We start from the raw sequence: 12,800 nt of genomic DNA on the forward strand, positions 1-12,800 counted from the left end.
TTAGTGGGCGACAGCCGCAGCGCCGTGTTCGTCGATCAACGCACCGTTGTGGAAACGGTCGATGGAGAAAGGTGCGGCCAGCGGGTGCATTTCACCCTTGGCCAGACTCGCGGCAAACACGTTGCCCGAGCCAGGTGTGGCCTTGAAGCCGCCGGTACCCCAACCGCAGTTGAAGAACATGTTCGGCACCGGGGTTTTCGAAATGATCGGGCAGGCGTCCGGCGTGGTGTCGACGATGCCGCCCCACTGACGGTTCATGCGTACCCGCGACAGCACCGGGAACATCTCGACGATGGCCTGGATGGTGTGCTCGATCACCGGGTACGAACCGCGCTGGCCGTAGCCGTTGTAGCCGTCGATACCGGCACCGATCACCAGGTCGCCCTTGTCGGACTGGCTGATGTAACCGTGCACGGCGTTGGACATGATCACGCTGTCGATGATCGGTTTGATCGGCTCGGACACCAGTGCCTGCAACGGGTGGGATTCGATCGGCAGACGGAAACCGGCGAGTTTGGCCATGTGCCCGGAGTTACCGGCGGTGACCACGCCGACGCGCTTGGCGCCAATGAAACCCTTGTTGGTTTCAACGCCGATGCACACGCCGTTTTCCTTGCGGAAGCCGATCACTTCGGTCTGCTGGATCAAGTCCACGCCCAAGGCGTCGGCGGCACGGGCAAAGCCCCACGCCACGGCATCGTGACGGGCCACGCCGCCGCGACGCTGGACGGTTGCACCCATCACCGGATAGCGGGTGTTTTTCGAGCAGTCGAGGTACGGAATTTCGTCCGCGACTTGCTTGGCGTTGAGCAGTTCGCCGTCGACGCCGTTGAGGCGGTTGGCGCTGACCCGACGCTCGGAATCACGGATGTCCTGCAGGGTATGGCACAGGTTGTAGACGCCGCGCTGGGAGAACATCACGTTGTAGTTCAGGTCCTGAGACAGGCCTTCCCACAGTTTCATCGCGTGTTCGTACAGGTGCGCCGACTCGTCCCACAGGTAGTTGGAGCGAACGATGGTGGTATTGCGCGCGGTGTTACCGCCGCCCAGCCAGCCCTTCTCGACCACGGCCACGTTGGTGATGCCGTGCTCTTTGGCCAGATAGTAAGCCGTCGCCAGACCGTGCCCGCCGCCGCCGACGATGACTACGTCGTAGACCTTCTTCGGGGTCGGCGTGCGCCACATGCGCTGCCAGTTTTCGTGGTGGCTGAGGGAGTGTTTGAAGAGGCCGAAGCCCGAATAGCGTTGCATAGTCATGTACTCCAGAACGCTCAGCGATAAACCGGGAAGTCAGCGCACAGGGCCGAAACCTGCTGGGCGACATTGGCCTCGACATCGGCGTCGCCGAGGTTGTCGAGGATGTCGCAGATCCAGCCGGCCAGCGTCACGCACTGGGTCACCTTGAAGCCGCGCGTGGTCACCGCCGGGGTGCCGATGCGCAGGCCGGAGGTGACGAACGGCGACTGCGGGTCGTTCGGTACGGCGTTCTTGTTGACGGTGATGTGAGCGCGACCGAGGGCGGCGTCCGCGTCTTTACCGGTGAGGCCCTGACGGATCAGGCTGACCAGGAACAGGTGGTTGTCGGTGCCGCCGGACACTACATCGTAGCCACGTTTGATAAATACGCTCGCCATCGCCTGGGCGTTGTCGATCACTTGCTGCTGATAGGCCTTGAAGCCAGGCTCCAGCGCTTCCTTGAAGCACACGGCTTTACCGGCGATGACGTGCATCAGCGGGCCGCCCTGGGCGCCGGGGAATACCGCAGCGTTGAGTTTCTTCTCGATCTCTTCGTTGGCCTTGGCCAGGATCAGGCCGCCACGCGGACCACGCAGGGTCTTGTGAGTGGTGGTGGTGACCACGTCGGCGTACGGCAGCGGGTTCGGGTACAGACCGGCAGCCACCAGACCGGCCACGTGGGCCATGTCGACGAACAGCAGCGCACCGACCTTGTCGGCGATCTGACGGAAGCGCGGGAAGTCGAGGGTTTTCGAGTAGGCCGAGAAACCGGCGACGATCATTTTCGGTTTGTGCTCGACCGCCAGACGCTCGACTTCGTCGTAATCGATCAGGCCGGTCTTGGTGTCGATGCCGTACTGCACGGCGTTGTAGAGCTTGCCCGAGGACGACACCTTGGCGCCGTGGGTCAGGTGACCGCCATGGGCCAGACTCATGCCGAGGATGGTGTCGCCAGCCTGGATCAGCGCCAGATAGACAGCGCTGTTGGCCGAGGAACCGGAGTGCGGCTGGACGTTGGCGTAATCGGCACCGAACAGTTGCTTGGCGCGTTCGATGGCCAGCGCTTCGACCTTGTCGACGTGCTCGCAGCCACCGTAATAGCGCTTGCCCGGATAGCCTTCGGCGTATTTGTTGGTCAGGCCGCTGCCTTGCGCTTCCATGACGCGTTTGCTGGTGTAGTTCTCCGACGCGATCAGCTCGATGTGATCTTCCTGACGTTGCTCCTCGGCATTCATCGCCGCCAGCAGTGCATCGTCGTAACCCTGGATCTGGTCTTGCTTGCTGAACATCGCGTCTCTCCCAGCGGCATCTGTGCGCCATTCGTCTCGGTAAGGCACGGCGTTTCGGCAGTGCCCTTTGATGCGATGGTATGGCCGGCGCAGGGAGGTCAAATGCCTACGGACGCCACGCAAAGGTGCGTTTACGACATGGCGGGGGCGACGGACTCAAACAAGCAGCTGGCGCAAGCCCAGAAGAACCATGAAATGCGCGGGATAGAGCGCATACGCCCAGCGGCGCATGGGTGGCGCGCGGAGGAAAGTGACATGTCGCAACAGGAACATTCCGAGCAGTGGCGCAATCAGGCATGTCGCGATGCCGAAGATCGCCACGCGGTTGCCGAACTGGGCGGACTCGTAGAGCACCTGCCACTGATTCGCCGCCAGACACACCAACCCCGGCAGCAGGCTGAAATACCAGGGTTTGCGAAACGCCAGCAACATCGCCAGCGGCAGCAGGATGCCGAACAGACCGAACATCAGTCGCTCCGGGAACAACGCCGCCACCAGCAAGGCGCTGATGCCCAGCAGTCGCGAAATCGCCGTTCGATCCAGCCAGCCCCGCGCCACCAGCAAGCCCAGCGCCAGCGTGGGCATCACGTTCAAGGTGTCGGGATCGGGAATGTACAAACGGTAGGGAATCTCGCTGAGCAGGCTGAACAGCAACAACCAGCCCAGATAGCGCCATTCGGTCTTACGCGCGCCGTCACGGGCCAGATTCGCCGCCATCGCCAGGCAGAACCACGGGAACGCCAACCGCCCCGGCACATACAGCCAATCGGCGCTGATCCCGACATATCGCAGGTGATCGAGCAGCATGCTCAGCAGCGCCAGCCACTTGAGCAGATCGAGTGCGCCGTCGCGCTGGCTCAGGTGCATAATCGACCCGCATCCCTGTAATGTTCTGTCAGCGACATCCCGTGTGCTCCCCGGATGATCTTCGGTAAAGTGCGCACCATCATTGACCCCACGAAGCGCCACAAGCGCCTCGATCACGGAAGCCGGCCATGACCGACAAGAGCCAACAATTCGCCAGCGACAACTACTCCGGTATCTGCCCTGAAGCCTGGGCTGCCATGGAACAGGCCAACCACGGCCACCAGCGCGCCTATGGCGACGATGAGTGGACAGCACGCGCCTCGGATGATTTCCGCAAACTGTTCGAGACCGACTGCGAAGTGTTCTTCGCCTTCAACGGCACCGCCGCCAACTCGCTGGCGCTGTCGTCGCTGTGCCAGAGTTATCACAGCGTGATCTGCTCGGAAACCGCCCACGTCGAAACCGACGAATGCGGCGCCCCGGAGTTCTTCTCCAACGGCTCGAAACTGCTGATCGCCGGCACTGAAAACGGCAAGATCACCCCGGCCTCGATCCGCGAAGTCGCCCTCAAGCGCCAGGACATCCACTACCCGAAACCACGCGTGGTGACCCTGACCCAGGCCACCGAAGTCGGCAGCGTCTATACCCCGGAAGAAGTCCGCGCCATCAGCGACACCTGCAAGGAACTGGGCCTGAACCTGCACATGGACGGCGCGCGTTTCTCCAACGCCTGCGCGTTCCTCGGCTGCTCGCCGGCAGACCTGACCTGGAAGGCCGGCGTCGATGTGCTGTGCTTCGGCGGCACGAAAAACGGCATGGCGGTGGGTGAAGCGATCCTGTTCTTCAACCACAAACTGGCCGAAGACTTCGACTACCGCTGCAAACAGGCCGGGCAACTGGCCTCGAAAATGCGCTTCCTGTCGGCCCCGTGGGTCGGCATCCTGGAAAACGACGCCTGGCTCAAATACGCCCGCCACGCCAACCACTGCGCGCAACTGCTGGCCGAACTGGTCAGCGACATCCCGGGCGTGGAACTGATGTTCCCGGTCCAGGCCAATGGCGTGTTCCTGCAACTTTCGGAACCGGCCATCGCCGCCCTGACCGCTCGCGGCTGGCGCTTCTACACCTTCATCGGCAAGGGCGGCGCCCGCTTCATGTGCTCGTGGGATACCGAAGAAGAACGCGTGCGCGAACTGGCGCGCGACATCCGCGAAGTCATGTCGGCCTGATCCCCTCCCCGTGGCGCGGGAGCCAGCTCCCCGCCACAGCTCACCTCTCCCTCCCGCTTCAGCTCCATCGTCTACATTGTTTGTCGAGCCATCGCTCACATAACAATAAGCAGGAGCATCCGCATGTCGCTAAAAGGCAAAACCCTGTTCATCACCGGCGCCAGCCGTGGCATCGGGCGCGAGATTGCGCTACGGGCCGCGCGGGACGGGGCCAACATCGTGATCGCCGCCAAGAGCGCCGAACCGCATGCCAAGCTACCCGGTACCATCCACAGCGTCGCAGCGGAAGCCGAAGCGGCCGGTGGCAAGGCTTTGGCCCTGCAACTGGATGTGCGCGATGAAGAGGCCGTGCGCCAGGCACTGGCCCAGGCCAACGAACATTTCGGCGCCATTGATGCACTGGTGAACAACGCCGGGGCGATCAAACTGACCGGTGTTCAACATATCGAACTCAAGCGTTTCGACCTGATGCACCAGATCAACACCCGTGCGGTGTTGCTGTGCAGCCAGGCGGCCCTGCCCTATCTGAAGAAATCCTCCGGGCACATTCTCAACCTGTCACCGCCGCTGAACCTCGCCAGCAAATGGTTCGCGCAATACAGCCCCTACACCGTGACCAAGTACGGCATGAGCATGCTGACTGTCGGGATGAGCGAAGAATTTGCCAACTACGGGATCAGCGTCAACTCGCTGTGGCCACAGACCATGATCGCCACGGCCGCGATCGAGTTTCAGCTGGGCAATCGTGAGTCGTTCAAGCATGCGCGCACGCCAGCGATCATGGCGGATGCGGCGCATGTGATTCTGGACAGCAGCGGGCGACGGATTACCGGGCGGTTGTTGATTGATGAGGAGATCTTGCGCGAAAGCGGCGTGAGCGAATTCGATCACTATCGGTTTGAACCGAAGAGTGACGCGAAGTTGATGACGGATCTGTTTATCGACTGAACATTTTCAGAAACAACCTACGCCAGGCCCTACATAAACCAAACAGACCTCGCCATAGACTGCCTGCTCCTTTTTCGAGGAGTGCTGACTATGGCGAACCCTGCCTACATGACCATCACCGGCAAGACTCAAGGCCTTATTTCAGCGGGATGTTCGACCCCGGAATCGGTCGGCAACAAATACCAGAAAGCCCATACCGATGAAATCATGGTGTTCGCCTTGAGCCATGAAATGCGCCGCGACAACAATCTCGGCAAAGCCGTCCACCAGCCGGTCATCATCACCAAAGCGGTCGACAAATCTTCCCCATTGCTGGCTCAGGCGCATTCGAACAACGAAGAACTCGAATGCACAATCAGCCTTTATCGAACCTCGCCTCAAGGTCAGCAGGAAAAGTTTTATTCGATCGCCCTCGATGGGGCCGTTCTCGCCGAACTCTCGCAGGAGATGCCCCACGTCATTCTGCAAAACGACGCCCAACCCCAAGAACAATTGGCCATTCGTTACCGCGGCATCAGTTGGGTACACCACATTGCGGGCACCACCGGCTATACCTCGTGGGGCAGCCAGGATTGAACCCTCGACCACATGACCTTCAGGCCGTCACCAAAGCATCGCAATACGTGAAATATGGAGGATGGATTGGTACAGCCTTAGGCGGTGGGGCGTCGGCAATTAAGGTTCAAGAAGTTTGTACGAACCAGAGTGCCAAGGCATGCGAAAAAGTGAAATATACCGAGGCGGGGAGTTTCCTGGGTGGAGTTGCCGGCTCTGCCTTGGGTGCGAGTACTGCCACGACAATCTGCGTAGCACTCGGGGTATCCAGTGCGGGAGTCGGTGGGGCACTGTGCGGGATAGTGGTTGCGGGAGCTGGATTTTTTACGGTCGGCTATATGGGCGAAAAAGGCGGCGAGATCGCCGGAGAGTTGATTTACGAGAAAACCCAATGAACTTTGAAACTGCAAGAGATGCATTCATCATTCTAAACATCATAAACTTCGCCGCACTCATAACAATCAACTGCATCTCGTTGTATATCGCAAAAACAAAAATAGAACTAATAATGAACAGCCTTCAAAACAGCTCGATCGCTGGAGGCCTTATGATGCTATGGCGTGGAGGCATGCGGGGGCGCATCTACATGATGGGGGAAATTTTTAGTTTCCTGAAGCGTCCCGAAATCTACATTTATCAAGGGAAGCTGAGCGCAAAAGATATTAAAAATTTTCCGCCAGACTTCAAACGCACGCTGCTTACACTATATAAATGTCAGAGAATTTCCGGATTCACTTTTTTATTCTTTTGACTTCTCGCCGCATTCGAAGTTATTTAAAAACAGCAACAAATGACTTCATACGATCTCCCCTATGGGAGATCGCCCCCAAGCCTGCAAACTGAATTCAATACTCGATCCGCACATCCCCCTTCGGCACACTGCAGCAAGAAAGAATGTACCCCTCCGCCTCGTCGTCTTCGGTGATCCCGCCGTTGTGATCCATCTCCACCTCGCCACCCAGCTTGAGCACCTTGCACGTCCCGCAGATCCCCATCCCGCAGGCTTTCGGGATCATCAGCCCAACCTTGGCAGCCGCCGCATGCACAGTCTCACCCGGTGCCACGCGAATGCTCTTGTCCGAAGAGGTGAACTCCACCAGATGCAGATCCGCCGCCGGCACTTCCGGCGCTTCCGCTGCCTGTTCGGCCTGTTCCACCGCATCCGCGCGGGCTTCCGGTGGCGTGGCGCCGAAGGATTCTTCGTGATAGCGCTTCATGTCGTAGCCGGCGTTTTCCAGCAGGCGCTTGACCGCCGTCATGTACGGCGTCGGGCCACAGCAGAAGACTTCGCGCTCGAGGAAGTCCGGCACCATCAGTTCCAGCATCTTGTGGTTGAGGTAGCCGCGATAGCCGGCCCACGGCTCGCCCAGCCCGTGTTTCTCGCAGATCAGGTGCAGGCTGAAGTTGTCGATTCGCGACGCCATGTGTTCCAGCTCGCGGTGGTAAATGATGTCTTTCGGTGAGCGGGCGCTGTGGATGAACGTCATGTCGACGTTGCCGTTGGTGTCGTAGAACCAGCGCGCCATGGACATGCACGGCGTGATGCCGACACCGCCGCTGAGGTACAGCACTTTAGGGCTCGGAAAATCGATGGCGTTGAACAACCCGACCGGCCCGTGCACCGCCAGTTCCTGGCCTTCATGCAGCGTGTCGTGCAGCCAGTTGGACACCTTGCCCCCCGGTACGCGCTTGATGGTCACCGAAAAGCTGTACGGCACCGACGGCGAGCTGGAAATGGTGTACGAACGCATGATCGGCTGGCCGTCGATTTCCAGCTCCAGGGTAACGAACTGCCCGGGCTTGAAGAAGAACAGGATCGGCTGGTCGGCCATGAAGCAGAAGGTGCGCACATCCCAGGTTTCCTGGATGACTTTGACGCAACGGACAATGTGTCGGCCATTGGCCCAGGTCTGAGTGGTGACCGGATTCAGGAAGCTGTTGGACATGCTTGTTCTCCACGGCCGACTGTCGGCCTTCATGTGGCGATTCTGCGTATAGCGCAGACGGCCCGTTTACCTATCCGCGACATTGACATACTTATCGCGACCAGCCCCCAACCACCGGGGGTTGCGCGTCGGGAACAGATTGCACCATGTCGCCCATGGATAAGGTTCTCGCCTGCGGCGGCCCCACACTCGCCCCAACACAAACAGATTCTTTACACCTTGCGCTGCAACCCTGATCAGCCACTTTCGCGGCCACGCAGATGGCCTTGAGGATTACATCGATGGACACCGCAAAAATCAGCCTGGGCGACCCGCTGGAACCCGCACGCAAGGCCACCGCACAAATGCTGCAAGAGCGCGAGCGCACCTTCTCGCTGCCGCAACCGTTCTACAGTGACGAGCGCCTGTTCGATATCGACATGCAGGAGATCTTCCAGAAAGAGTGGTTGATCGCCGGCATGACCTGCGAGATCCCGGCCAAGGGCAACTACCTGACGCTGCAGATCGGCAAGAACCCGATCATCGTGATCCGCGGCGCCGAAGGCGTGGTGCACGCGTTCCACAACGTCTGCCGCCACCGTGGCTCACGCCTGTGCACCAGCGACAAGGGCAAGGTCGCCAAACTGGTCTGCCACTACCACCAGTGGACGTATGAGCTGGACGGCCGCCTGCTGTTCGCCGGCACCGAGATGGGCGCCGACTTCGACATGAACCAGTACGGCCTCAAACCGGTGAACGTGAAGACCGCCGGCGGCTACATCTTCATCAGCCTGGCAGAGAACCCGCCGGCCATCGATGACTTCCTGTCGACGCTGAACCACTACATGGAACCGTACGACATGGAGAACACCAAGGTGGCGATTACCACCACCTTGATGGAAAAGGCCAACTGGAAACTGGTGCTGGAAAACAACCGCGAGTGCTATCACTGCAACGCATCGCACCCGGAACTGCTGAAAACCCTGCTGGAGTGGGACGACGTCACCGACCCGCGCGCCGATCAGGCGTTCAAGGACCACGTCGCCGATTCCGCTGCTGCCTGGGAAGCCGAGAAGATCCCTTACGCCCACGCCAGCTTCGGCCTGCGCAACCGCATCGTGCGCATGCCGCTGCTTAAAGGCACCGTATCGATGACCCTGGACGGTAAACAGGGCTGCGCCAAGCTGATGGGCCGGATCAAGAACCCGGACTTGGGCTCGATGCGCATCCTGCACCTGCCGCACTCGTGGAACCACTGCATGGGCGACCACATCATCGTCTTCACCGTGTGGCCGATCAGCGCCCAGGAAACCATGGTCACCACCAAATGGCTGGTGCACAAGGATGCCGTCGAAGGCGTGGATTACGACGTCGAGCGCATGCGCCAGGTGTGGGACGCGACCAACGATCAGGACCGTCGTCTGGCCGAAGAAAACCAGCGCGGGATCAACTCCACCGCGTACCAGCCTGGGCCTTACTCCAAGACCTATGAGTTCGGTGTGGTCAACTTCGTCGACTGGTACAGCGAGCGGTTGCTGAGCAACCTCGGAGCCGAGCCAGCGCCGTATCTCAAAGGTGTTCCGGTTCAGGGTTGATTCGCGTCATTGATCGTTCCCGCGTCCTGCGCGGGAACGATCAAACGGATCACTTCGATGACCACCTCACAGATCCATCCTCGCCAATAAACTCCTCGAAAATATCCTCCCCCACCAGCCTGATTCTTGCGTACCCGTTCAACACCCGCAGTGGATAGTCCGGATCCTTCGCATCCTGCGTCTCCGAAAACAGCACCCCCGAATGCCCGTTCAGTTCACTGGTGGTGCCGTAGGGAATCGCCCCGTGCCCGGCGCAGCGCGCATGCAACCCGCCCTGGGTCGCGTAGACGATACCGTTGTGCAGGTGCCCCCAATACCAGTAATCCGGCTCGCGCCCCAGTGCATCGCACACCGGTTGATACAGCGCGGTCTTGTTGTGCCCGGTGATGTCGAAGCCTTGATGGTGACTGAGCACCATGAGCTTTTTGCGTTTCGGCAGACTTTTCATCCACTCGATCTGCGGCTTGTTCAGGGTGCCGTCCATGTACAGGTTCATGACATCCGAGGCGTACGCCGTGTCCAGCCCGACAATCAGCCAGTCGTCGTTGATCAGGGCAAAGTAGCTGGTGCCCTGCTGCCCCGGAAAACGCGTGGCCAGTTCCTTGAAGTAACCGTGGGCGCCGCTGTACATCTCGTGGTTGGAATTGAGGGTGAACGAACCGTGGGTGCCCATCGGCCAGCCGGCCATGTCGGTGTCTTCCTGGGAATGGGTACCGGCGTAATAGACATCCCCCAGGTGAATGGTGAAGTCGGCGTTGGCCAGTTGCATCTGGTTGGCCACCGACACCGCTGGCGCATGACTGTTGAACGGCCCGGTGCCCCAGTCGCCGGCAATCGCCAGCGTCACTTCGCGCTCCATTGTCACCAGCGCAGGATCGGTGCCGAAGGTCGCGTGATGGCGCAGGTTTTCGATCCATTTGAGCAGCGCCTCGCTCCACAGCAGGTCCAGCAGCTCCCACTTGCGACACCCCAGCAGCGTGCCGTCCTTGAGCGCCGTGGTCTGTAGTTGATCGGGTGATTGCGGCAACGGCGTCGCGTTGCCGATGCGCAGGATCGACAGACCGTGGGACAACTCCCACGGCACGGCCGGCACGTCGTCCGGCAACTCGCCGTGCTTGAGCACGTACTGCGCCTGATCGTGACCGCGCTGGAGCAATTTGATGATGGCCTGGAACTCCTCGGGTTCCAGTTCGCTGATGAGCTTCATCCAGGCCATTTCCACCCGGGTAAACAGGCCGTGCAGACGCAGTTTGACCTTGTCGTATTCATGCTTCAGATGACCGACTGCCGACATGACGTAATCCTCTATCCGTAGGGGTTCACAGGGTTTTCATGAATTCGATCAGCGCGCGCTTGTCGTCGTCCGACAGCGTCGTGCCATACAGGTGACCGGTGTTGTGATTGCCCTCCAGGCGCGTGTCGTACTTGAAGTCCGCCGAGGCTTTGGCCTGCGCGCCGCTGGTCACGAAGCCGACGTTGACCGGGTCGTAGACATCGGAGCCGGTGACGAACACCTGCGGACGTTTTTCCGGCGGTTGCAGCAAATCCCACAGGGTCGGCACCGAACCGTTGTGCAGGTACGGCGCGCGCAGCCAGATGCCGTCGGTGGGCGTGTTGCTGTAGCTCTGGGTCTTGCGGTACGCGCCGAAATCGAACGGCGGTTTCTTGAAGGTGTGGAACGCCGCCACCAGCCCGACAGTGAACGAGTCCAGCCGATGCGGATCGGTGCCGAGCTGGTCGATGTTGGTGGTGACCTGCCCGGTGTCGACACGACCGAAGTCGTGGCAACCGGCGCAATTGGTTTCCCAGATCGGTTTGCCTTGGGCGACCTTGGCCTGATCCAGTGCCCACGGCCACGCCGGCGCCTTGTGCCCGAGCAGCCAGTTGGTCACGCGATTGAAACTCGGTGGCAGCACCGACTCTGGCGTCGCACCCACCGCCATCGCAGCGGCGTAGTTGCGCTCGTGGATCTTGTTGTTATTGCCGTCCCAGTGCAGGTACATCGATTCTCGGGGTTTCTGGTTCCACACTTGCGGCAGGTCCACGGTGCCTATGGTCGAGTCATCCGGGAAGCCGAACACCACCATTTTCGTCGGGTTGAAGGTGTCGGTACGCCCCGGCCCCTGTGGCGGCCGCAGCTTCTGCCAGGCATAGGCCTGCTTCTGTTTGAGCAGCGCGGTCTTGGCCATCGGAATGATCAGGTAACGGTTGTAGATGCGCTCGAAAAAGCCGAGCTGGAACTTGCTGTTGATCGCCGCCATCACCGCGTCGGTGGTGAATTTCGGGTCGCTGGCGCAATCGTAGGCGAACCACTGGAAGGCTTGCAGTTGCAGGGTGTTGGCCGGTGCGCTCGGCACATTGACCGCGACATCACTGGCATTCGCCCGGTAGGAGCCGGTGTGGCACAGCGCACAGTTCGGCTCGACGGTCGGGTAGCCGATCTGCCGCTTGGCCATGCCGATCGGCAGGTCCTTGCCGTTCTCGAACAGGAAACCGAAGACTTCCCAACCACCGGGTTTCGGCATTTTTTCCGGGCACATCTGCGGCAGTACGGAGAACAGGTAATACGGGATCCGCGCTTCGATGCCCAGGCCGATGGCCGCGTATTTGTAGTGATCTTCGTCGGAGGCATATTCCTGCTCCGGCACCACGCGCAGCATCTGATACCAGGTCTCGTAGCCGATGAACCCCAGCAACGCGACCACGACCAGCGTGCCGACCTTGAACGCGTGGCTCTGCCAATGCCGCGCCCACGCCGCCCGCCATTCGCGCCAGCCGTCACAGAGCAGGGCAAGGGGGCGGTTTTCCGGGGTGGTGCCGAGGTACAGCAGGATGCCGAGGATCAGGAAAAAGCTCAGGTCACCCATCAGCATCGGCACGAACACCGAGCCCTGGCTGCTGGTGTTGATCAGGTAGATCCAGAACGCCACGGCGATCAGCCGCGTCAGCACACACAACCAGGAATGCACCACATAGCGCGGCGCGTTGAAGCCCGACGGCATGTAGAACACGCTGATGCCCACCAGCAGCATCCCGGCGTTTTCCAGCCACGGGTCGGAGAGTTGCGGCGGCAGGCCAACCACCGATGTCAGCAACCCCGGCGCGAACAGCGCCGGGATCGCGAACACCATGTTCATCGCAATGCCGAGCCAGATGAAACGTTGAAACCAGCGGATGTAGCTGTCCATGTCATCCATTTCCTTGTGCAGACTGGAG

11 protein-coding genes are annotated in these 12,800 nt (G+C 60.4%); 5 read left to right on the plus strand and 6 right to left on the minus strand.

Features of this window, described 5'->3' with window-relative positions:
* The 3 genes from AC1RMX_RS00550 to AC1RMX_RS00560 all read right to left on the minus strand — a co-directional run bounded on the left by AC1RMX_RS00550 (position 1) and on the right by AC1RMX_RS00560 (position 3,392).
* A complete protein-coding gene (locus AC1RMX_RS00550; RefSeq protein ID WP_003206307.1) occupies positions 1 to 1,251 on the minus strand; it encodes a sarcosine oxidase subunit beta in 1,251 nt (416 codons plus the stop codon).
* A 20-nt stretch (positions 1,252 to 1,271) separates the two neighbouring features.
* Positions 1,272 to 2,525 carry a serine hydroxymethyltransferase gene (gene glyA, locus AC1RMX_RS00555; RefSeq protein ID WP_096817789.1) on the minus strand — a complete coding sequence of 418 codons (1,254 nt, stop codon included), beginning with the start codon at positions 2,523 to 2,525 and terminating at the stop codon, positions 1,272 to 1,274.
* Positions 2,526 to 2,681: 156 nt separating this feature from the next.
* A complete protein-coding gene (locus AC1RMX_RS00560; RefSeq protein WP_493070042.1) occupies positions 2,682 to 3,392 on the minus strand; it encodes a TraX family protein in 711 nt (236 codons plus the stop codon).
* 128 nt (positions 3,393 to 3,520) lie between these two features.
* Between AC1RMX_RS00560 and AC1RMX_RS00565 the strand changes: the two genes are divergently transcribed.
* The 4 genes from AC1RMX_RS00565 (at position 3,521) to AC1RMX_RS00580 (ending at position 6,815) form a co-directional block, all read left to right on the plus strand.
* Positions 3,521 to 4,561 carry a threonine aldolase family protein gene (locus AC1RMX_RS00565; RefSeq protein ID WP_011336276.1) on the plus strand — a complete coding sequence of 347 codons (1,041 nt, stop codon included), beginning with the start codon at positions 3,521 to 3,523 and terminating at the stop codon, positions 4,559 to 4,561.
* A 123-nt stretch (positions 4,562 to 4,684) separates the two neighbouring features.
* Positions 4,685 to 5,509, plus strand: a complete 825-nt coding sequence (locus tag AC1RMX_RS00570; protein ID WP_493070044.1) for an SDR family oxidoreductase — start codon at positions 4,685 to 4,687, stop codon at positions 5,507 to 5,509.
* Positions 5,510 to 5,599: 90 nt separating this feature from the next.
* Positions 5,600 to 6,085, plus strand: coding sequence for an Hcp family type VI secretion system effector (locus AC1RMX_RS00575; RefSeq protein WP_096817783.1), 486 nt, complete (start codon positions 5,600 to 5,602; stop codon positions 6,083 to 6,085).
* Between the two features lie 370 nt (positions 6,086 to 6,455).
* The gene (locus tag AC1RMX_RS00580) at positions 6,456 to 6,815 is read left to right on the plus strand and encodes a hypothetical protein (protein WP_493070046.1); all 360 of its coding nucleotides are present in this window, start codon (positions 6,456 to 6,458) and stop codon (positions 6,813 to 6,815) included.
* Between the two features lie 94 nt (positions 6,816 to 6,909).
* Here AC1RMX_RS00580 and gbcB read toward each other — a convergent pair whose 3' ends face one another.
* Positions 6,910 to 8,010, minus strand: a complete 1,101-nt coding sequence (gene gbcB, locus AC1RMX_RS00585; protein ID WP_096817778.1) for a glycine betaine monooxygenase reductase subunit — start codon at positions 8,008 to 8,010, stop codon at positions 6,910 to 6,912.
* Between the two features lie 281 nt (positions 8,011 to 8,291).
* Between gbcB and gbca the strand changes: the two genes are divergently transcribed.
* The gene (gbca, locus tag AC1RMX_RS00590) at positions 8,292 to 9,584 is read left to right on the plus strand and encodes a glycine betaine monooxygenase oxygenase subunit (RefSeq protein WP_096817776.1); all 1,293 of its coding nucleotides are present in this window, start codon (positions 8,292 to 8,294) and stop codon (positions 9,582 to 9,584) included.
* Positions 9,585 to 9,633: 49 nt separating this feature from the next.
* Here the strand turns inward: gbca and AC1RMX_RS00595 are convergent, their stop codons facing one another.
* Both AC1RMX_RS00595 and AC1RMX_RS00600 read right to left on the minus strand, forming a co-directional pair.
* Positions 9,634 to 10,878, minus strand: coding sequence for a metallophosphoesterase family protein (locus AC1RMX_RS00595; protein WP_493070048.1), 1,245 nt, complete (start codon positions 10,876 to 10,878; stop codon positions 9,634 to 9,636).
* 25 nt (positions 10,879 to 10,903) lie between these two features.
* Positions 10,904 to 12,772, minus strand: a complete 1,869-nt coding sequence (locus AC1RMX_RS00600) for a c-type cytochrome (RefSeq protein ID WP_493070050.1) — start codon at positions 12,770 to 12,772, stop codon at positions 10,904 to 10,906.
* Positions 12,773 to 12,800: the final 28 nt, after the last annotated feature.

The sequence above is a fragment of the Pseudomonas sp. GW822-FHT03F04 genome (genome assembly GCF_058801405.1).

Excerpts from the sequence above, each read along its gene's own strand:
- glyA (WP_096817789.1), bottom strand. The coding sequence starts at position 2,525 with ATGTTCAGCAAGCAAGACCAGATCCAGGGTTACGACGATGCACTGCTG.
- AC1RMX_RS00575 (WP_096817783.1), top strand. The coding sequence starts at position 5,600 with ATGGCGAACCCTGCCTACATGACCATCACCGGCAAGACTCAAGGCCTT.
- gbca (WP_096817776.1), top strand. The coding sequence starts at position 8,292 with ATGGACACCGCAAAAATCAGCCTGGGCGACCCGCTGGAACCCGCACGC.
- AC1RMX_RS00570 (WP_493070044.1), top strand. The coding sequence starts at position 4,685 with ATGTCGCTAAAAGGCAAAACCCTGTTCATCACCGGCGCCAGCCGTGGC.
- AC1RMX_RS00580 (WP_493070046.1), top strand. The coding sequence starts at position 6,456 with ATGAACTTTGAAACTGCAAGAGATGCATTCATCATTCTAAACATCATA.
- AC1RMX_RS00600 (WP_493070050.1), bottom strand. The coding sequence starts at position 12,772 with ATGGACAGCTACATCCGCTGGTTTCAACGTTTCATCTGGCTCGGCATT.
- AC1RMX_RS00550 (WP_003206307.1), bottom strand. The coding sequence starts at position 1,251 with ATGCAACGCTATTCGGGCTTCGGCCTCTTCAAACACTCCCTCAGCCAC.
- gbcB (WP_096817778.1), bottom strand. The coding sequence starts at position 8,010 with ATGTCCAACAGCTTCCTGAATCCGGTCACCACTCAGACCTGGGCCAAT.
- AC1RMX_RS00595 (WP_493070048.1), bottom strand. The coding sequence starts at position 10,878 with ATGTCGGCAGTCGGTCATCTGAAGCATGAATACGACAAGGTCAAACTG.
- AC1RMX_RS00560 (WP_493070042.1), bottom strand. The coding sequence starts at position 3,392 with ATGCACCTGAGCCAGCGCGACGGCGCACTCGATCTGCTCAAGTGGCTG.
- AC1RMX_RS00565 (WP_011336276.1), top strand. The coding sequence starts at position 3,521 with ATGACCGACAAGAGCCAACAATTCGCCAGCGACAACTACTCCGGTATC.